The sequence below is a fragment of the Providencia alcalifaciens DSM 30120 genome, assembly GCF_000173415.1.
GTDB classification, from domain to species: Bacteria; Pseudomonadota; Gammaproteobacteria; order Enterobacterales; family Enterobacteriaceae; genus Providencia; species Providencia alcalifaciens.
Genome location: NZ_ABXW01000051.1, coordinates 1 through 17,021 on the forward strand (window position 1 = coordinate 1; position 17,021 = coordinate 17,021).

A 17,021-nucleotide genomic window follows, 5' to 3' on the forward strand; every position below is an offset into this window, starting at 1 on the left:
AAGTTTTAAACTGGTCAGTTAGCGAGTCTTTCTGATTAGGCAGCAGTAACGCAGTACTAAAAATTTAGCCCAGGTGGTGAAATCGGTAGACACAAGGGATTTAAAATCCCTCGGCCTTTAGGCTGTGCGGGTTCAAGTCCCGCCCTGGGCACCATATAAAAATTAGCCGATAATAATCGGCAAGTTAGAAAAACAAAAAGCCACCTTATAGGTGGCTTTTTTGTATCTGAAGATAAAATAATTCCATATTTTCAATGGTATATATCTCAATAAGATTTTTGTCATTTTTCACCCATTTTTCTCAATTTACCGAAAGACTAAGTAAAAATAAGTAAGTCAGACCTATCCCACCTTGAACTGTGCCAATATCAGCGTTTTGAAAAAGGAGAGGGTGATGTCGAATATGAAAACTGAAATTGTGGTTGTTCGCTTAACAAAACATGAACGTGCGATGCTCGATGCGGTAAAAACCACGCCATTACTTGCAGATTGGTTGAAAATACTCGCTTTTTCTCAAGTAGAACAGCAGGAAAAGAACCAAGATCCTAAATAAACTGGTCTGTTCACTATGTTTCTTGCCTATACATCTTAAGTATAAGATGAATATCAGGTATATTAGTGTTCGATTGTTAGCTACCAAGAAAAATTACTATGATTATCAAACCTAAAATTCGTGGTTTTATCTGCACTACAGCTCATCCAGCAGGCTGCGAAGCCCATGTTCGTGAGCAAATTGCCTATGTGAAATCTCGTGGTGAACTGAAAAATGGACCGAAAAAGGTTCTGGTAATTGGTGCATCCACTGGTTACGGTCTTGCTTCACGCATCAATGCGGCTTTTGGCAGCGGTGCAGCGACCATCGGCGTATTTTTTGAAAAGCCGGGCAGTGAGAGCAAAACAGGTTCCGCAGGTTGGTACAATGCTGCTGGTTTTGACAAAGCAGCAAAGGAAGCGGGTCTGTATGCAAAAAGCATCAACGGTGATGCATTCTCTAATGAATGCCGTCAAACCGTTATCGACTTGATTAAACAAGACTTAGGTCAAGTGGATTTAGTGGTTTATTCACTGGCTTCTCCAGTGCGTAAAATGCCTGAAACCGGAGAAATTGTCCGTTCAGCATTAAAACCAATTGGCGAACCGTACAAATCTGTTGCGCTGGATACCAACAAAGACGTGCTGATCGAAGCAGTTGTTGAGCCTGCCAATGAGCAAGAAATCGAAGACACCGTGAAAGTCATGGGTGGACAAGATTGGGAATTGTGGATGAACGCGTTAGCGGATGCGGGTGTTCTGGCTGATAATGCACAATCTGTTGCTTACTCCTATATTGGTACTGATTTAACGTGGCCGATTTACTGGCACGGTACTTTAGGTAAAGCAAAAGAAGACTTAGATCGTGCAGCTCATGCTATCAACGAAAAAATGGCACAGAAAGGCGGCTCAGCACACGTTGCAGTCCTTAAATCAGTGGTCACCCAAGCATCCTCTGCAATTCCAGTGATGCCGTTGTATATCTCTATTGTGTTCAAAATCATGAAAGAGAAGGGTATTCACGAAGGGTGTATCGAGCAAATTCAGCGTCTGTTTGCAACTAAATTATTTAGTGGCGAAGCGCCGGATACCGACGAGAAAAACCGTCTGCGTTTAGATGACTGGGAACTGCGTGATGACGTGCAAGAAACGTGTCGTCAAATTTGGAAGCAGCTGAACGATAACAACATCAATGAATTAACGGACTATCAAGGCTATAAAGCGGAATTCTTACGCTTGTTCGGCTTTGGCTTAGATGGCGTTGATTACGAAGCAGATTTAAGCGGCGAAGCTAATTTTGAAGTGAAAGAATTAGTTTAATAGATAATTATCTATTTGCCTGAAAACCCCGAGCACTGGTAAACCGGTGCTCGGGGTTTTATTTTTTGTTATCTAGGATCATAATGTTCAAATTGGCTTTTTATAGAAAGTCTTAAAAAGGGAGTTTCTGGGATGTTGATTGTAGAGATGTTAAGTACCGGCGATGAAGTTCTGCATGGACAAATTATTGATACTAATGCAGCTTGGCTAGCAGATTGTTTTTTTCAGCAAGGTATACCGCTCCATAGTCGCACTACCGTCGGTGATTCCCTTGATAGCTTGGTGACAACATTTCTTGAACGCAGTCTGCATGCGGATGTGATTATTGTGAACGGTGGCTTAGGGCCGACCAGTGATGATCTTAGCGCCCTAGCTGCAGCAAAAGCAGCGGGTGTTTCATTGATAGAGCACCCAGAATGGATTGCTGAAATGGAGCGCTATTTTACCGCTCGAGGTCGCGAAATGCCGGTAACTAACCGTAAGCAAGCAATGTTGCCTGCAAATGCGGAACTTATTGATAATCCAGTCGGCACTGCCTGTGGCTTTTCACTGTATCTGAATGATTGCTGGTTATTTTTCACACCGGGTGTTCCTTCCGAGTTTAAAGTGATGGTCAACGAGCAAATTATTCCGCGATTACGTCAAAAATTCATATTGCCGGAGTCACCGCTCTGTCTACGATTAACCTGCTTTGGTCGCAGTGAAAGTAGCCTTGCAAGGCAATTTGATGCACTAAAATTACCGAAAGAGTGTGTACTCGGATATCGTTCATCAATGCCAATCATTGAGCTGAAATTGACAGGTCCAGCCAGTCAACGTGATGAAATGGAAAAAGTCTGGCAAGTGATTAAAGCCGGCGTCGGCGATAATAAAGTCTTTGAAGGTACGGAGGGACTTGGGGCTGTTGTGGGGAAAAAACTGAAACAGAAACACTTATCGGTCGTCACTCACGAGCAGTTTAGTGCAGGACTGCTTTACTGGACATTGAATGCAGCTGGAGCACCGATTATGGACGGCAATATCGCCATGCCTGTAGAGGGTGATCTGAATTTAGCTAATTTAATCCAAACTGCAAAAAATAATACAACACAGAGCGACAGTGAAATCGGTTTAGTTATTGGTGAATACCATAATGGCGATTTGTCATTAGCGTTATCAACGCCAACGGGGAGCTATGCGCAGCGCGTGAAATATTTGCCTCACCATCATTCAGAATTAGAGAAACAACAAGTCAGTGTGATGTTGATGCTGGATATGCTATCTCGTTGGTTAGATAGTCGCCCTATTATGGGAAATTATGAGTGGCTTGACCAAACTGACATTATCGAAATGTCATTGAGATAATCAGCCGTATGCCACTCTCTGATTATTTGGTCGAGAGTGGCTTATAGGATTATTCACTTGGCGAGATAGTTTCAATCATAAAATTAAGACCTGAAATACCTTTCTCGCACGCTTTATCTTGAAAGACGGAGGGGGCTTTTTCAATCTTACGTTTCAATGCTGTGATTTGATTGGCATAAATATCTGCACCTGCAATGTCCGGATTATCTTTTAAATACTCGATAAATACATCCACGTTTTGATAAAAATAATCACAAGGTTTCTCTGTGACATCAATTTGGGAAAGATTTTTTAAAGAATCAGGTAACATATTTTCTTTGGCTAATTCAATATATTCCCCGTCCTTGACTTGCTGAATGGCAGTATCAACTTTGGCTTTTAAATTAAATAGCATAAAGGTAACCGTCACTAAGGCAACAAGCAAAATAATATTTGCACCGAGACTAATGCCGAGTAAGTATTTTTTCATTCGCTCTCTCAAATTAATATCAATAACCTAATAATAATGCCGTATCTTTATAAGTAATCTAGCAGCAATTATTTAGACTGTAACTAAGATAATCCCCGAAGGTAAGTAAATTGTGTTTTATGCTGATTTGTGCCTTTCTCCATGGAGTCGCTTTAATGGGATGAGTTGATACGTTATGATCATAGCAAATTATGGACATAATCAATTTATGTTAAGTGAGATTTTTAGCATGTTATTTATCGACATGCTAAATGCAAGAACAGCAGTATAAGGAAATTTTAATGGATAATATCACGATTAAAAATGTTGAAGAAATAGCGTTAATGCGAGAGTCAGGGCGGTTACTCGCCAGCGTTTTTAAAATGTTGGATGCGTTTATTGTTCCTGGTATTTCGACGATGGAAATTAACGATAAAGTTGAAAGCTATATTGTGAATGAACTCCAAGCACGCCCAGCCAGTAAAGGGCAATATGGTTATCAATATGTTTTAAACACATCAATTAATGAAGTAGTTTGCCATGGTGTGCCAAAAGTAGATGAAATATTAAAACCTAAAGACATTATTAACGTGGATATTACGTTAGAGAAAAATGGGTTTATTGCGGACTCAAGCAAAATGTATGTGATGCCGGAGGCTTCTCCACTTGCCCGTAAATTAGTGAAAGATACCTATAATGCAATGTGGGAAGGCATTAAGCAAGTGAAGCCCGGAGCGACATTGGGTGATATTGGCTCTGCAATTCAGCACCATGCTGAATCAAATGGTTATAGTGTTGTTCGTGAATATTGTGGGCATGGCATTGGTTGTAAAATGCATGAAGATCCACAAGTATTGCACTATGGGACTCGTGGCAGAGGTGTTGTTCTGAAGGAAGGTATGACATTCACGATTGAGCCAATGATTAACCAAGGTGGCATGAAAATCAAAACCAAAAAAGATGGTTGGACCGTGGTGACTCGAGATAAAAAGCTATCTGCTCAATCGGAGCATACCATTCTAGTCACTAAAGCGGGTTATGAAGTTCTCACTTTACGTGAAGAAGAGCGTTAATACAGCACATCGCCATATCGAGTTAAACATGAATATGGCGACTCTCTTTATTAAGTTAAATTAGCTAGTTAAATTCTACGGTTATTCATTTATTGATACCATTTCATCTTGGGTTGTCGTTATTTGATATGCAGTCTGAAGCTTATTACTAAAAATCCCAGTTAAAAGGTAATTTTCATGGATATTGCTCATTTGATTGTGCTATATATCGGAAAATAAATTTTTCTGGTGCTATGTATGTTTAACCTCTCTGAGTTAATTAATGACTCCCCCATTGATTCCATTCTTTTATTTATCGTTACGTTTATTTTATTAATTATTTCCGCTTATATTGGGAAGTATATTTTTAAACGTCGCAGTGCCCATGAGGAACTGGCTGATGATGAAGCTAAGATTATTTTGGGAGCGATTCTATCATTGCTGGGATTATTAATTGGATTCGTACTCTCCATTTCAATCAATGGCTATAATAATCGCCAACAAACAGAAGAAAATGAAGCTATAGCGATTGGTAATGCATATCAACGCGCACAATTACTCAGCGGTGATGAACGAGTGGAGGCATCATTACTTATTCAACAATATCTTGAAGCGCGCATCGAGTTTTTTAAGTCAGGGGTAAGCGATGAAAATAATCAATGGAGGATGGCTTCATTAACAAAACAAGGGCAACTTTGGGAAATTGGCGTTAAACAAGCCCAAGCCTCGCCGAACCCAGTGGTTTCATCTATTTTATCTGCTTTTGGTGATCTGTATGTGTCACAGCAAAAAACGATGGCGAGTTGGCGGCACCAAATCCCGAATGCGGCATGGTTTTTATTAATCTTTTTTGCGGTCTGTTCGAATATTTTGATTGGCTACAATATTCGTGGAACAAAAGGAAAAAATTGGTTAATTGTGATTTTGCCATCATTGACGACACTGGCATTATTTATGATTGCTGAAATTGATATTCCAGGAGAAGGGGTGATCCACGTAACACCGGATGATTTAGTTTTATTGCAAGATTTCTTATTTAAGGATGGTGCTTGGCTGGGAAAGTAAATTAAGCTCCATTGGAATGTCCGTATTACTGAAGTCGTATAAATAGAAAAAACCCTCTGAGTAGGTACCCAGAGGGTGAATGAATTATCGAACGATAATACCTAATAGAATTCCGATAGCGCCGAAGTCAGCATCACTAAAGGTGGTATTGGCAATCCCGATATCACCAAGGACTGGCAGTAAGAATACAGGTAAGAATGTAATCAGTAGACCTTGAGCAAAGGCACCGAGGATTGCACCACGACGTCCACCTGTCGCATTACCAAATACCCCCGCAGCTGCACCTACAAAGAAGTGAGGAACAACGCCAGGAATAATCACGGTCATGTTTAGTGCATACAGAACAAACATACCTAACACACCTGCCGCAAAGCTACTTAAAAAGCCAACTAATACCGCATTTGGTGCATAAGGGAAGACAACCGGACAGTCTAATGCTGGTTTGGCATTTGGCACCAGTTTGTCAGAAATTCCTTTAAATGCAGGAACAATTTCCGCGATAACCATACGTACACCTTGCAGGATGATATAAACACCTGCGGCGAAAGTGATGGATTGCATCAACGAGAACATGAACCAGTTTTTACCGCCGCTGACTTCACGAACAAAATCACTGCCTGCAAATAAACAAGTAATGATAAAGATAATGAACATCGTGAATGAAATTGCAACGGGGGTATCACGCAGAAACAGTAAGCTTTTTGGCACATTCATGTCTTCAGTTGAATGTTCTTTATTACCAAATTTGCTACCAATAAAGCCAGCTAATACATAAGAAATTGTGGAGAAGTGACCGATTGCAACATCATCGGAGCCAGTCACTTTCTTCATATATGGATGTGCAATGGCAGGGAAGAATACCATACAGAAACCAACAATCAGTGAGCCGACTGCAACGAGCATCGTTCCTTCCATACCTGCGGTAGCTAAGATTACCGCAATCATCATAGACATGAATAAAGTATGGTGACCGGTTAGAAATATAAATTTCCATGGGGTCAGGCGAGCAATCAAGATATTGATTAACATCGCAAAGAACATAATCATTGCCATTTCACGACCGAAGCTTTTCTGTGCAATAGAGACGATAGCTTCGTTGTTTGGTACAACACCGTTAATACCAAATGCGTGTTGGAAAATAGCGGAGAAATCACCTAAAGAACTGACAACCAGACCCGCACCTGCACCTAAAATCACAAAACCCATGATGGTTTTGATGGTGCCTTTAATGCATTCTGTGACAGGTTTTTTTTGAGCAATTAAGCCAATTAAGGCAATCAGACCAACCAGTACGGCGGGTTCTGAAAGCACATCTTGCATCAGAAAACGAAAGAATTCCATGAAGCCTCCGGTTACATCGCGCCGAGTTTCTGTAAAGCTACGCTCAGACGTTCTTTCATCGCAACTTTATCAATCATGTTTTCCAGAGCAACGATTTCGCCGCCAACTTGCTGAGCAACTAATTGTTCTGCAATATCTGTAGTGCCGACAAAAATATCACTCACGGTACCTTTTGCTGAGCCTAAATCAACATGGTCAACATCAGCCGCAACTTGCAGGTCTTTTAAAATTGTCTTGATGCTCATTTCCATCATCAGACTTGTACCTAAACCATTTCCACAAACAACAGTGATTTTCATAATATTTACCTATGACTCAATTATTCATATTTAGCGATGATGTTAAGAATGTCATCTACGTTTTCTGATTGCATGATGCTATCAATATCTTCTTGGTTATCAAAAAGTTCGGCGAGTTTTGCGATAGCACCAATATGGCTATTGCTATCGGTTGCCGCAAGAACAATCAATAACTTAATTGGATCGTTACCTTCAGAGCCAAATTCAACCCCTTGCTTGATGACAGTTAGTCCAAGGGATAATTGATTTACTCCATCTTCAGGACGCGCATGTGGCATTGCGATACCCGGACCCAATACATAGTAAGGACCGATTTTTTCATGGGATTGAATGATGGCATCAATATAACGAGGTTCGATGAACTTATTATTAATTAACGGATTACAGGCAATTTTTATCGCATCACGCCAGTCATTGGCGCTCTCAACCACCTGAATCACATTTGGGGTTAATAATGTGGTTAGCATTGGTTTGGCTCCTGGTAAAAAAGAATTATTGTTAGATATTGTAGTAATTGAGTGAATAGTAGTGATCTATGGTAGCGCTATCTAGTTGAATTGTTCATTTTCGTGATAGCGCTATCATTTTGGCTAAATATCCCTAATAAAATCATTTTTAGTGCATTTGTCTGTTAATTAACAAATCAGACCTGTGGTAAGTTATCGCCGTTGAATAATCAGTTTAGATGAATCAAAAGAATTTCATGCAGAAAACCCGAAAAAGAAAGAATACAGGAAGAGTCACCCTACAAGACGTTGCTAAATATGCGGGCGTCGGCTCAATGACGGTATCACGAGCCTTACGTACACCGGAATTAGTCTCGGATAAACTAAGGGAAAAGATCAATGAAGCGGTTGAAGAGCTGGGTTATATCCCTAACTCTGCCGCAGGTATTTTGGCATCAGGTCAAAGTCGCACTATTGCGGTATTAATCCCTTCATTGAGGGATAATGCGAGCTCAGTTTTTCTGCAAGCATTACAAGAAGTCTTGAATAAAAATAACTACCAAGTGGTGATTGGTAGCCATGATTATCAACATAAAAAAGAGTCTGAAGTCTTACTCACGTTATTACAAAGTAGCCCTGCGGCATTCGTCATTTTTGGTGTGGTGAATTCTGAGAGTGCACTAAATACGCTAAATAATTTACCTATCCCTGTTATTAGTGTGACAGGGGACTCTTCCCATCGTTTTTCATTAAATATAAAAAATAACTTGGGGGAAGCAGTCAGTTTTCTCACTCACTACTTGCTACAAAAAGGTCACCAACGTATTGGGTATATTGGTGCGCAAATGGATAGCAAAATGCAGAGCCAGCAACTGAGTGGCTGGAATAATACGTTGTTAAAGCATAATTTAAGTGCTGAACAGAGTATTACCACTCCTTATATCGCCACAATGGATTTTGGGCGACAAGCGATTAGTGAAATGTTAACTCGCCAGCCTGAATTAGAAGCGGTGATCTGTAGCCATGAAATGATAGCGCTGGGGGTGATGTTTGAATGCCAAAGACGATTAATCAAAGTGCCTAAAATGTTGGCAATCGCCTGTGTCGAAGGGTCTGAGAATTGTGATCATATTCATCCATCATTGACTTCTGTACGTATTGATTACAGTAAAATGGCGCGGGAAACGGCAAAGAAATTATTAAAATGGCTAAGTGAGGCGGAAGAGAATTTTATTAATGAGCAAGATGAGATTATTTTTCCGTATAAATTTGAAGCAAGACAAAGTGGCTAGAAAATAATCTATTTGTTGTATGGCAGTGTGGTTTGGGTCACAAAATTACATAAAGGCTAAAAGTTATTTTTAATCTCGAAATAAGAGTGCTGTAGAGGTCACGGTTTATTTATTCTTCTGTGTTACTTTTTAGAAGTATCTATCTTGAATGCTCGGATTTTGTGCAGAGATAGGTATCTATTTAGCTTGAATGTAGCCATTTTACTGGGGATAAATAAACGATGAAACCAATAAAAACATTAATTTCTGCCGCAATTTTAGTTTCCTGTGGTGCTACTGCTGCAACAACGGGCTCTGAAGTATTAATGGTGCAAAATGGGGGAACGCCTAATAAGGTCTATACCGCTAATAAACCATCAATTAAAGTTGCTACCTACAATATCGGTAAGAATGAGCTGGCAGCGGATGTGGCTAATTTAGATGAACTCAGCAAAGCAATTGCTAAGATTGATGCGGATGTAATTGTATTAACTGAAATTGATAATAAAACTGCTCGTAGTAAAAAAGTGAATCAACTCGAGGAAATAGCCAAAGCTAACAAGATGGATTTTGCGTTTGGTAAGGCGCTCGATTTTGATGGTGGTGAATATGGGGTAGGTATTTTATCAAAATATAAAATTGAAAAATCCCAAGTCGTGAATTTACCCTCTGGGGGAGCAGAACAGCGTGTCGTGTTATTATCACAAATTACTAAGCCTGGTTTTGATTCACCCATTATTATCATGGGAACACACTTAGATTGGCAAAAAGATCCAACCATTCGTATTGGACAAGTTCGCCATATTTTAGATGCGACCATTGGTGATACAGAGACGGGTTTTGATAATATCGCCGCCTCTATTAAAATCCTTGCTGGCGATTTTAACTCAACGGCGAAAGAACAACCGATTGAAGAAATTAGCTATTTTTGGAATCCCGTTGAGAAAAAAGGGGTAAATTATCGAACATGGCCAGCGGTTAACCCTGCCATTGATATTGACCACATTTTTACTTATAAAGGGCAAGTATGGGATGTCAAAAACATGACGATACCGACAGATAGCAAGGATTTTCAGTGGTCGAAAGTCAGTGACCATCTGCCAGTTATTGCAGAACTTGAATTGCAAGAACAATAAGTTAATTTGATGATGAACAGACCTCGATGGGAGGTCTGTTTTGTGCTTTATCGCTTACTTTTGCAATAATTTTTGACGTTGAATAAAACGAGTTTGTGCCGCCCCTAAATAGTTCTCAATTTCTGAGTAAATACGTAAACTCAGTATTTGAAGATCCTGTTCACTCTCCAGAGCCGGCTTAGTTAATTTTATGAATTCCTTCATGAAATCTTTAACTGATAGGAATTTGTTGGCAACATTCGCATAATAATATTGATAAACATAGGACGCTTGAGAATGGCTAAGTTCAGTATTGTTTTTGACGTTGTTGGTTGCGAGTAATAGTAGTTGTGTATTTGTCATGATGGGTCCTATTTTTGTTTTTTCGAATAGTACACAAGTTACCATAAATCTTTTATCAAAATTAGTCGGATAATTTTAGTTTTTGGTTTTTAAATTAAACCTAAAAAAGTATTTCTTATTATATCATTATGTTAGCTATTTATTTCCAAGGAAGAATATTGAAGCTTGAAAATCATAATTTAATCCCTGCAAATACTAATGGATTTCAATCGTGTTTAAGAATATTGGGTGCATATTTAATGATATGATTTATTTGGAGAAGTTGTTCTCTGCTTTGCGTTATGCTTAATAAATGCGTATTTTAGGTGTATTCCACTGACCTAGACGAGAAAACGGATTGAATATTAAATTGATTTTTAATTTATTTTAAATTTTATTTAATATTAATGATGGGTGTTTTTATTTTTAAATTAATATCTAAATTTAAATGAGAAATAAAAAGTAAGGAATAGTTAATAAAAAGGGATAAATTAATTTATCCCTTTTTTGTGTATAAAAATTATTATATTAACCTTTTAGCTCTCTAGCACATTGTTGTAAATGTTTAAAAGAAGCAAAACGGGTTTCATGATGTAATTTAAATTGTTTATTTGCTTGATAGGTTAGGTCAATATTAGCGAATTGAGCCATGGCTTGTGCAACATTCTCACAAACGCCTCCAGCAACAGCGCCTAGAATAGCAGAGCCTAATAATACAGGTTCACTCGCTTGTGTAGAAATCACGGGAACTCCACAGGCATCGGCAAGTAGCTGACGGATTAATGGATGTTGACCCGCACCGCCACTAATTGCGATATTTTGGATTTTTGCGCCTGACTGGGCTTGAGCTTCAATAATCTGTCGCAAGCCATAGCCAATACTGCAGACACCTGCGGTATAGAAGGCGAGTAAATTATCAAAACTATTATCCATCGTTAAACCCGCAATGATTGCTTTTGCATGTGGGTCTGCAAAGGGGGCTCGATTGCCTAAAAATTCAGGAACAATATGAATACCTTCTGCTAATTCAACGGCTTGAGATGGGCTGTTGGACTTCTCTAACACCTTATCCGCTAGCATTACTGGTAATGGCTTACCTTGCTCTTTAGCGATTGCTTTGGCTTGCGCTGCCATTGGGTGTAGTGAGAGAAGTTGGTCAATGGCGGCACCAGCAGCACTTTGTCCACCTTCATTGAGCCACATACCTGGTACCATTGCGGAATAATATGGACCCCAAACGCCAGGAATAAAAACCGGCTCTTGCGTTGTCGTCATCGTGCATGAGGATGTACCGAAAACATAGGCCATATTAGCGGTGGCATCACCATTTACTCCGACGGTGCCAATGCCACCTGCATGAGCATCAATCATTCCTGCGGCAACGGGGGTTCCGATTAATAATCCCATTTCTTCAGCGGCTTGCGCGGTTAAACCATGACCATTTGGTGTACCTGGTTCAACAATATCCTGACCGATCCGAGCAAAATTTTCATCAGCGAGTTCAGTGAGACCAATTTGGCGGAAATAGTCAGCATCCCAGCGCTGTTCATGGGCAAGATAGGTCCATTTACACGTCACCGTACACGTGGAACGCGCTAAAGAACCAGTTGATTTCCAGGTAAGGAAATCTGCCAAATCAAAAAATTGCCACGCGTCATCATAAGTTTGGGGGCGATTTTCTTTCAGCCAAAGAATTTTTGGAGTTTCCATTTCTGGCGAAATCTTACCACCGACATAGTTTAAGACAGGATGCTGTAAACTATTGATGCGCTCGGCTTGCTCGGTCGCTCGGTGATCCATCCAAACAATAATATTGCGCTCCGGATCTTCACTTGGGCTGACTGAAATAGGTTGCTGGTTTTTATCTAAAACAACCAGAGAACAGGTCGCATCAAATCCAATTCCTGCGACCCGTCTCGCATCCATTTTGGCTTCCGCCATAGCTTGTTTCACACAATAGCAAACCGCCATCCAAATTTCGTTGCTGGATTGTTCCGCAAAGTTAGCGCTATCACGGTAGAGGGTAATATCGTGTTTAGCGGAAGCGAGCATGTTACCGCACATATCAAAAATACCTGCTCGCGCACTCCCTGTACCGACATCAATCCCAATGACGACGTCGTCATTTTTGTTTTGCGTAGGGCTGTTCATGTGTCCTCCCACAATGTGTGTTGTTATCGGTAAAATTAGAGGTCAACGCTGTTAGGAAGAATGACCAGATCACGGATGGTGACATTTTTTGGGCGAGTTAACATGAATAAAACGGCTTCAGCGACTTCAATCGGTTGCATTAAGCTACCATTGGCTAATGCTTCTTCCATTTTTTCTTTTGGCCAATCATCGAGTAACGCCGTCACGACTGGACCCGGTAATACGGCACCCACACGAACACCATATTGAGAAACTTGGCGGCGAGTCGAATGAACAAAGGCTTGAACTGCAAATTTAGAGGCCGTGTAAATCGGCTCCCAGATAACGGGTACCATACCTGCGATTGAGCTAGTAAACAGGACGTCCCCTGATTTTTGTTCAATAAAGTGAGGCAGAACAGCGCGAACACTACGAAATGCAGCATTGATATTGAGGTTTAACACTTTATCCCAAACATCAGGATCCCCTTCAGCAACAGGACCGCCAATATAAGCCCCTGCGTTTGCATGGAAAATATCTAAGCGACCCGCTTTTGCTAAAATAGCATCTAACATGCCATCTACTTGTTCAGGTTTCATTAAATCAACGACTAGCGGGATTGCACTGTCACCTAATTCAGCAACTAACTGATTTAATCGTTCTTCTGCTCGGTCAATTAAAACGACTTTTGCGCCAGCTTTAAGTAGGGTACGTGCGCACTCAAGTCCAATACCAGAAGCCGCACCTGTAATTGCGGCAACTTTGTTTTCTAATGAGATAGCCATGATGTTCACTCCGGATAAGTTAGTTAATCAATAGAGATGTAGGTTGAATATTAGAAATTATTTAATTTTAGTCAGTTACGAGGGAATTTGGCGGTGTGTATTCATTGAGTGAGAATGCAGGCAAAACGCCATATCAACTCGATTCTAGGTTAATTTCGATGTAAGCTCAATCGATAGAGCAGTATTGCGACTTTTACGCTTTGGTGTCAAGCTAGGAAAAAATGGAGGCATGAATTTGTGAGCAAGATCAGACAAAATAAGAAAACGACGATCTATGACCTTGCAGAGTTGGCAGGGGTTTCAGCCAGTGCCGTTAGCGCAGTATTGAATGGAAATTGGCAAAAAAGACGTATTAGCGCGAAATTGGCTGAAAAAATTATACGCTTAGCAGAAGAACAAAATTATTCAGTTAATAAACAAGCGAGTTTATTACGTAGTAATAAATCGAAAATTATTGGGATGTTGGTGCCCAAATACGATAACCGTTATTTTGGTTCGATTGTGGAACATTTTGAAGAAATGGCGCGTGAGCGGGGTTTGTTTCCTATTATTACGTGTACACGAAGGGACCCCCAGTTAGAGTTGGAAGCCGCGAAGGCCATGTTGTCTTATCAAGTGGATTGGTTAATCTCTACAGGGGCTACAGATCCCGATAAAATTACGCAAATTTGTCATGCATCCGGCGTTCCGACATTAAATTTAGACTTACCCGGTACACTGGCACCTTCGGTTATTTCAGATAACTATCATGGTGCAAAGCAACTGACGCTCAATATCTTACGAAAAAGGCAGCAAAAAGTAGCCTCATCGGAGTCGTTAGTCTTTGTGGGAGGGCGAGAAGATGAACATAATACTCTCGAACGAATTCGAGGATTTATTGATGCTCATAACGCATTAAATATTGATGTACCTTCCCACCATATTTTGACGTGTGGTTATGCGCCTGAAAAAGCGGAGCGAGCGTTGTCTGCGTATTTCTCACATAAACAATCTATTGATAACACTAAAAAAATAGCACTGTGCGGATTATTCGTTAACTCAACCATTTCATTAGAAGGTGTGATGAGATGGTTAATACAAGAGGGTTATACGGAGAAGCATCAACCGCTAATGGGATGTTTTGACTGGGATCCATTTGTTGCACTGCTAGGTCATGATATTGATATGGTTAAACAGGATGTTCCTGCCATGTTAGCGCACGTTTTCCAATTGATAGAATCAGGGGAAAGTCAGCCTAAACTGATCGAAGTGATGCCAATCACGGTAGGAAAAATAGCATAAAATAAAGTCAGGCTTAAAGTGGATATTAAGCCTGACGAAGATATTATTGAGTGTTTTTATTCAAGGTATCTAATCGCAGCTGATGGCGTTGATTATAAAACTTCACATAGGTTAAATAGCCAGCAAGAATGGTAGAAAGACTGGCTGTCGCTAATAGCATGAAGGTTACCATAATTTGGTATTTAACTGCCTGCAAAGGGTCAACCCCTGCAAAAATTAGCCCTGACATCATACCTGGTAGACTAACAATCCCAACCGTTTTGGCTGAATCCACAGTAGGGATTAATGATGCTCGAATACTTTCACGAATAATGGATGCTGAAGCAATTTTCGGCGTTGCTCCGAGGCTCAGCATTTCTTGAATTTGTTGCTGTTGACTGTTAAATCGTTGTCCCAAGTTATTGAAGCAAAGACCAACGGCTATCATGGCGTTTCCTGCAATCATGCCAGTAATTGGGATCACTTGCATTGGAGTGAAGGCGATAGCTTCAGTAATAATCAATACCAACAAGGTTAAAAATGTGCCTGAGGTAATGGCAATTAATGCGGTGATAAATAATTTGTCGAGGTATTTGCTGCGTTTCTTTGCATTCCATGCAGCGTTAAAGCAGATAAATAACACTAATAAAACAGTGAGTGCTTTATGATCAATATGGAATATATATGTGAGGATATATCCGGCAATTAAAAGCTGAACAATAGCTCGGAAAGTACTCCAAATAATATCTTTTTCGAGAGAAAGCTTTTCTTTGTGGCTAATAAAAATTGCCACTAAGACTAACATGATAGAGAAAGCGAGCGACTCATTAGAAATAGTAGGTTGATGCACGGTTAATTCCTATTTTTCGCTATGATGTACGGGAAGAGTAATAATATCGTCAGCATGGGCGATTTCATCTTGGTCATGAGTGACCCAAAGTATGGCAATATTATTCTTGACCGCTAATTGATGAATTAGCTCATTGACTTTGATTTTATTTTGTTCATCTAAAGCACTGGTAATTTCATCCAGAAGTAAGATTTGCGGTAGAAATTGCAAATTGCGGATCAGCGAAACTCGCTGTTTTTCTCCACCAGAAAGTTCGTTAATTCCTTTTTCTAGGATTGAGTCTGGCAGTGAAAAATAGCTTAAATCATCTAAAATCTTTTTTTATCAAATGACTGGTTACGAATTTGATATGGAAAAAATAAATTGTCATAGACGGTATTCCCAAATAACGCGGGTGTCTGAGTACAATAGGAGACTTGCTGGCGATACTTTTCTGGCAAAATAGTATTGATGTTTTGCCCAGCAAAGAGGATCTCTCCACAGCTAGGAGGAAGTAAAGAAGAGATAATTTTTAGTAATGTACTTTTCCCACAACCTGAGGGACCCGTGATCAATTTAAATTCGCCAGGGTATAGGTCAATCTGCACATTATCCAAAATTATCTTCTGACCAACCTGAAAACCGATATTTTTGAGCTGTAGTAAGGTGTGTTTTGTTTCCATGTATGACCTAATCCATCTAATTCTATTATCGAGATTATGGATATTATGCGCCAATTTAGGCTAAATAGACACCGCGTTATGTGGAACAGATTGGGTAAATTAGATTTGCATGGCTAAAATAGTTGCCTTATTATTTTCAGTAACGTCTTGTTAGGAGATGGCATTCCTCCTAGTTTAACCGTCCTTTTGTGGACTGATGATGCCTACGTAAACCTATTCATTTGGATGGGCACGTAGGATTATGTGCCCGAATGTAGGGCATAAATGTCTGCGGGAGCTTTTCCTTGCATTTATTCCCATATGACTTGTAAGGAAAGTAGCAATGTACGCATCTCTTATTTCTATTGCTTTGGGCTCAGTGTTAGGTGGCTGGTTAAGATGGCTAATCGGCTTGAAGCTCAATAATTTACATCCTCATATCCCCTTTGGTACGGTATTCGTCAATTTAGTGGGCGGCTTTATTATTGGTTTTGCTGTCTCTTACTTTGCGAGTGCGAATATTAATCCTGCATACAAATTATTTATTGTGACGGGTTTTTGTGGGGCATTTACTACCTTTTCAACGTTTTCGTTGGAAGTATTGGTGATGCTACAAGAAGGGAAGCTGGTGGTCGCATTTAGTACCATTGCAATACATGTTCTCGGCGCGTTGCTCTTCACTTTATTGGGTATGCTGTGTCATAACATGCTTTCTCAAGGATAATCTACATCGGTGCAGTGATTTATTTCTCATTCATTGGATGTGTTCAATTAATAGCCT

17 protein-coding genes, 1 tRNA gene, 1 pseudogene and 1 riboswitch are annotated in these 17,021 nt (G+C 40.0%); of the genes and pseudogenes, 10 read left to right on the top strand and 9 right to left on the bottom strand.

Annotation, left to right across the window (positions count from 1 at the left end; all coding sequences use genetic code 11):
• Window positions 1-67: 67 nt before the first annotated feature.
• From PROVALCAL_RS11365 to PROVALCAL_RS11380, 4 genes are all read left to right on the top strand, one after another.
• Window positions 68-154: transfer RNA gene (locus tag PROVALCAL_RS11365), tRNA-Leu, on the top strand.
• A gap of 240 nt (window positions 155-394) precedes the next feature.
• Window positions 395-553 (top strand): hypothetical protein, encoded by a 159-nt coding sequence (locus tag PROVALCAL_RS11370; RefSeq protein ID WP_039861905.1) that lies wholly within the window; start codon window positions 395-397, stop codon window positions 551-553.
• A gap of 98 nt (window positions 554-651) precedes the next feature.
• Window positions 652-1,851, top strand: a complete 1,200-nt coding sequence (gene fabV / locus PROVALCAL_RS11375; protein ID WP_006659406.1) for an enoyl-ACP reductase FabV — start codon at window positions 652-654, stop codon at window positions 1,849-1,851.
• 132 nt (window positions 1,852-1,983) lie between these two features.
• Window positions 1,984-3,195: a nicotinamide mononucleotide deamidase-related protein YfaY gene (locus tag PROVALCAL_RS11380; RefSeq protein ID WP_006659407.1), complete on the top strand. Its 1,212-nt coding sequence runs from the start codon at window positions 1,984-1,986 to the stop codon at window positions 3,193-3,195.
• A 49-nt stretch (window positions 3,196-3,244) separates the two neighbouring features.
• Here PROVALCAL_RS11380 and PROVALCAL_RS11385 read toward each other — a convergent pair whose 3' ends face one another.
• Entirely contained in the window at window positions 3,245-3,664 is a 420-nt protein-coding gene (locus PROVALCAL_RS11385; RefSeq protein ID WP_006659408.1) for a hypothetical protein, read from the bottom strand.
• Window positions 3,665-3,945: 281 nt separating this feature from the next.
• Here PROVALCAL_RS11385 and map point away from each other — a divergent pair, with 281 nt between their 5' ends.
• Both map and PROVALCAL_RS11395 read left to right on the top strand, forming a co-directional pair.
• Window positions 3,946-4,716 (top strand): type I methionyl aminopeptidase, encoded by a 771-nt coding sequence (gene map, locus PROVALCAL_RS11390; protein WP_039861908.1) that lies wholly within the window; start codon window positions 3,946-3,948, stop codon window positions 4,714-4,716.
• A gap of 237 nt (window positions 4,717-4,953) precedes the next feature.
• Window positions 4,954-5,760, top strand: a complete 807-nt coding sequence (locus tag PROVALCAL_RS11395) for a bestrophin-like domain (RefSeq protein ID WP_006659410.1) — start codon at window positions 4,954-4,956, stop codon at window positions 5,758-5,760.
• Window positions 5,761-5,844: 84 nt separating this feature from the next.
• Here PROVALCAL_RS11395 and PROVALCAL_RS11400 read toward each other — a convergent pair whose 3' ends face one another.
• Genes PROVALCAL_RS11400 through PROVALCAL_RS11410 form a run of 3 tightly spaced genes read right to left on the bottom strand, consistent with a single transcriptional unit; the run spans window position 5,845 to window position 7,867 of the window.
• Window positions 5,845-7,101, bottom strand: coding sequence for a PTS ascorbate transporter subunit IIC (locus PROVALCAL_RS11400; RefSeq protein WP_006659411.1), 1,257 nt, complete (start codon window positions 7,099-7,101; stop codon window positions 5,845-5,847).
• Between the two features lie 11 nt (window positions 7,102-7,112).
• Window positions 7,113-7,400, bottom strand: a complete 288-nt coding sequence (locus tag PROVALCAL_RS11405) for a PTS sugar transporter subunit IIB (RefSeq protein ID WP_006659412.1) — start codon at window positions 7,398-7,400, stop codon at window positions 7,113-7,115.
• Window positions 7,401-7,420: 20 nt separating this feature from the next.
• Complete coding sequence (locus tag PROVALCAL_RS11410; RefSeq protein ID WP_006659413.1) at window positions 7,421-7,867, bottom strand: PTS sugar transporter subunit IIA; 447 nt, start codon at window positions 7,865-7,867, stop codon at window positions 7,421-7,423.
• 236 nt (window positions 7,868-8,103) lie between these two features.
• Between PROVALCAL_RS11410 and PROVALCAL_RS11415 the strand changes: the two genes are divergently transcribed.
• Together PROVALCAL_RS11415 and PROVALCAL_RS11420 are read left to right on the top strand one after the other, a co-directional pair.
• Complete coding sequence (locus tag PROVALCAL_RS11415) at window positions 8,104-9,138, top strand: LacI family DNA-binding transcriptional regulator (protein ID WP_006661996.1); 1,035 nt, start codon at window positions 8,104-8,106, stop codon at window positions 9,136-9,138.
• 221 nt (window positions 9,139-9,359) lie between these two features.
• On the top strand, window positions 9,360-10,253 hold the full coding sequence (locus tag PROVALCAL_RS11420) for an endonuclease/exonuclease/phosphatase family protein (protein WP_006659415.1): 894 nt from the start codon (window positions 9,360-9,362) through the stop codon (window positions 10,251-10,253).
• Window positions 10,254-10,307: 54 nt separating this feature from the next.
• On the opposite strand, the gene PROVALCAL_RS11425 is transcribed toward PROVALCAL_RS11420, so the two are convergent.
• The 3 genes from PROVALCAL_RS11425 to PROVALCAL_RS11435 all read right to left on the bottom strand — a co-directional run bounded on the left by PROVALCAL_RS11425 (window position 10,308) and on the right by PROVALCAL_RS11435 (window position 13,489).
• The gene (locus PROVALCAL_RS11425; protein WP_006661994.1) at window positions 10,308-10,595 is read right to left on the bottom strand and encodes a hypothetical protein; all 288 of its coding nucleotides are present in this window, start codon (window positions 10,593-10,595) and stop codon (window positions 10,308-10,310) included.
• A gap of 507 nt (window positions 10,596-11,102) precedes the next feature.
• The gene (locus tag PROVALCAL_RS11430; protein ID WP_006659417.1) at window positions 11,103-12,725 is read right to left on the bottom strand and encodes an FGGY-family carbohydrate kinase; all 1,623 of its coding nucleotides are present in this window, start codon (window positions 12,723-12,725) and stop codon (window positions 11,103-11,105) included.
• Window positions 12,726-12,760: 35 nt separating this feature from the next.
• The gene (locus tag PROVALCAL_RS11435) at window positions 12,761-13,489 is read right to left on the bottom strand and encodes an SDR family oxidoreductase (protein ID WP_006659418.1); all 729 of its coding nucleotides are present in this window, start codon (window positions 13,487-13,489) and stop codon (window positions 12,761-12,763) included.
• A 237-nt stretch (window positions 13,490-13,726) separates the two neighbouring features.
• On the opposite strand from PROVALCAL_RS11435, the gene PROVALCAL_RS11440 reads away from it, so the two are divergent.
• A complete protein-coding gene (locus PROVALCAL_RS11440) occupies window positions 13,727-14,770 on the top strand; it encodes a LacI family DNA-binding transcriptional regulator (protein ID WP_006659419.1) in 1,044 nt (347 codons plus the stop codon).
• Window positions 14,771-14,813: 43 nt separating this feature from the next.
• Here the strand turns inward: PROVALCAL_RS11440 and fetB are convergent, their stop codons facing one another.
• Entirely contained in the window at window positions 14,814-15,599 is a 786-nt protein-coding gene (fetB, locus tag PROVALCAL_RS11445) for an iron efflux ABC transporter permease subunit FetB (RefSeq protein ID WP_039861912.1), read from the bottom strand.
• A 9-nt stretch (window positions 15,600-15,608) separates the two neighbouring features.
• Window positions 15,609-16,261: pseudogene (fetA, locus tag PROVALCAL_RS11450) on the bottom strand (iron efflux ABC transporter ATP-binding subunit FetA).
• Window positions 16,262-16,405: 144 nt separating this feature from the next.
• Window positions 16,406-16,474: riboswitch (Fluoride riboswitch) on the top strand.
• Window positions 16,475-16,583: 109 nt separating this feature from the next.
• Here fetA and crcB point away from each other — a divergent pair.
• The gene (gene crcB, locus PROVALCAL_RS11455) at window positions 16,584-16,964 is read left to right on the top strand and encodes a fluoride efflux transporter CrcB (protein WP_006659423.1); all 381 of its coding nucleotides are present in this window, start codon (window positions 16,584-16,586) and stop codon (window positions 16,962-16,964) included.
• The last annotated feature ends 57 nt before the right edge of the window (window positions 16,965-17,021 follow it).

Excerpts from the sequence above, each read along its gene's own strand:
- PROVALCAL_RS11385 (WP_006659408.1), bottom strand. The coding sequence starts at position 3,664 with ATGAAAAAATACTTACTCGGCATTAGTCTCGGTGCAAATATTATTTTG.
- PROVALCAL_RS11430 (WP_006659417.1), bottom strand. The coding sequence starts at position 12,725 with ATGAACAGCCCTACGCAAAACAAAAATGACGACGTCGTCATTGGGATT.
- PROVALCAL_RS11435 (WP_006659418.1), bottom strand. The coding sequence starts at position 13,489 with ATGGCTATCTCATTAGAAAACAAAGTTGCCGCAATTACAGGTGCGGCT.
- crcB (WP_006659423.1), top strand. The coding sequence starts at position 16,584 with ATGTACGCATCTCTTATTTCTATTGCTTTGGGCTCAGTGTTAGGTGGC.
- PROVALCAL_RS11420 (WP_006659415.1), top strand. The coding sequence starts at position 9,360 with ATGAAACCAATAAAAACATTAATTTCTGCCGCAATTTTAGTTTCCTGT.
- PROVALCAL_RS11395 (WP_006659410.1), top strand. The coding sequence starts at position 4,954 with ATGTTTAACCTCTCTGAGTTAATTAATGACTCCCCCATTGATTCCATT.
- fabV (WP_006659406.1), top strand. The coding sequence starts at position 652 with ATGATTATCAAACCTAAAATTCGTGGTTTTATCTGCACTACAGCTCAT.
- PROVALCAL_RS11425 (WP_006661994.1), bottom strand. The coding sequence starts at position 10,595 with ATGACAAATACACAACTACTATTACTCGCAACCAACAACGTCAAAAAC.
- PROVALCAL_RS11410 (WP_006659413.1), bottom strand. The coding sequence starts at position 7,867 with ATGCTAACCACATTATTAACCCCAAATGTGATTCAGGTGGTTGAGAGC.
- PROVALCAL_RS11405 (WP_006659412.1), bottom strand. The coding sequence starts at position 7,400 with ATGAAAATCACTGTTGTTTGTGGAAATGGTTTAGGTACAAGTCTGATG.
- PROVALCAL_RS11370 (WP_039861905.1), top strand. The coding sequence starts at position 395 with ATGTCGAATATGAAAACTGAAATTGTGGTTGTTCGCTTAACAAAACAT.
- PROVALCAL_RS11400 (WP_006659411.1), bottom strand. The coding sequence starts at position 7,101 with ATGGAATTCTTTCGTTTTCTGATGCAAGATGTGCTTTCAGAACCCGCC.
- PROVALCAL_RS11380 (WP_006659407.1), top strand. The coding sequence starts at position 1,984 with ATGTTGATTGTAGAGATGTTAAGTACCGGCGATGAAGTTCTGCATGGA.
- PROVALCAL_RS11415 (WP_006661996.1), top strand. The coding sequence starts at position 8,104 with ATGCAGAAAACCCGAAAAAGAAAGAATACAGGAAGAGTCACCCTACAA.
- map (WP_039861908.1), top strand. The coding sequence starts at position 3,946 with ATGGATAATATCACGATTAAAAATGTTGAAGAAATAGCGTTAATGCGA.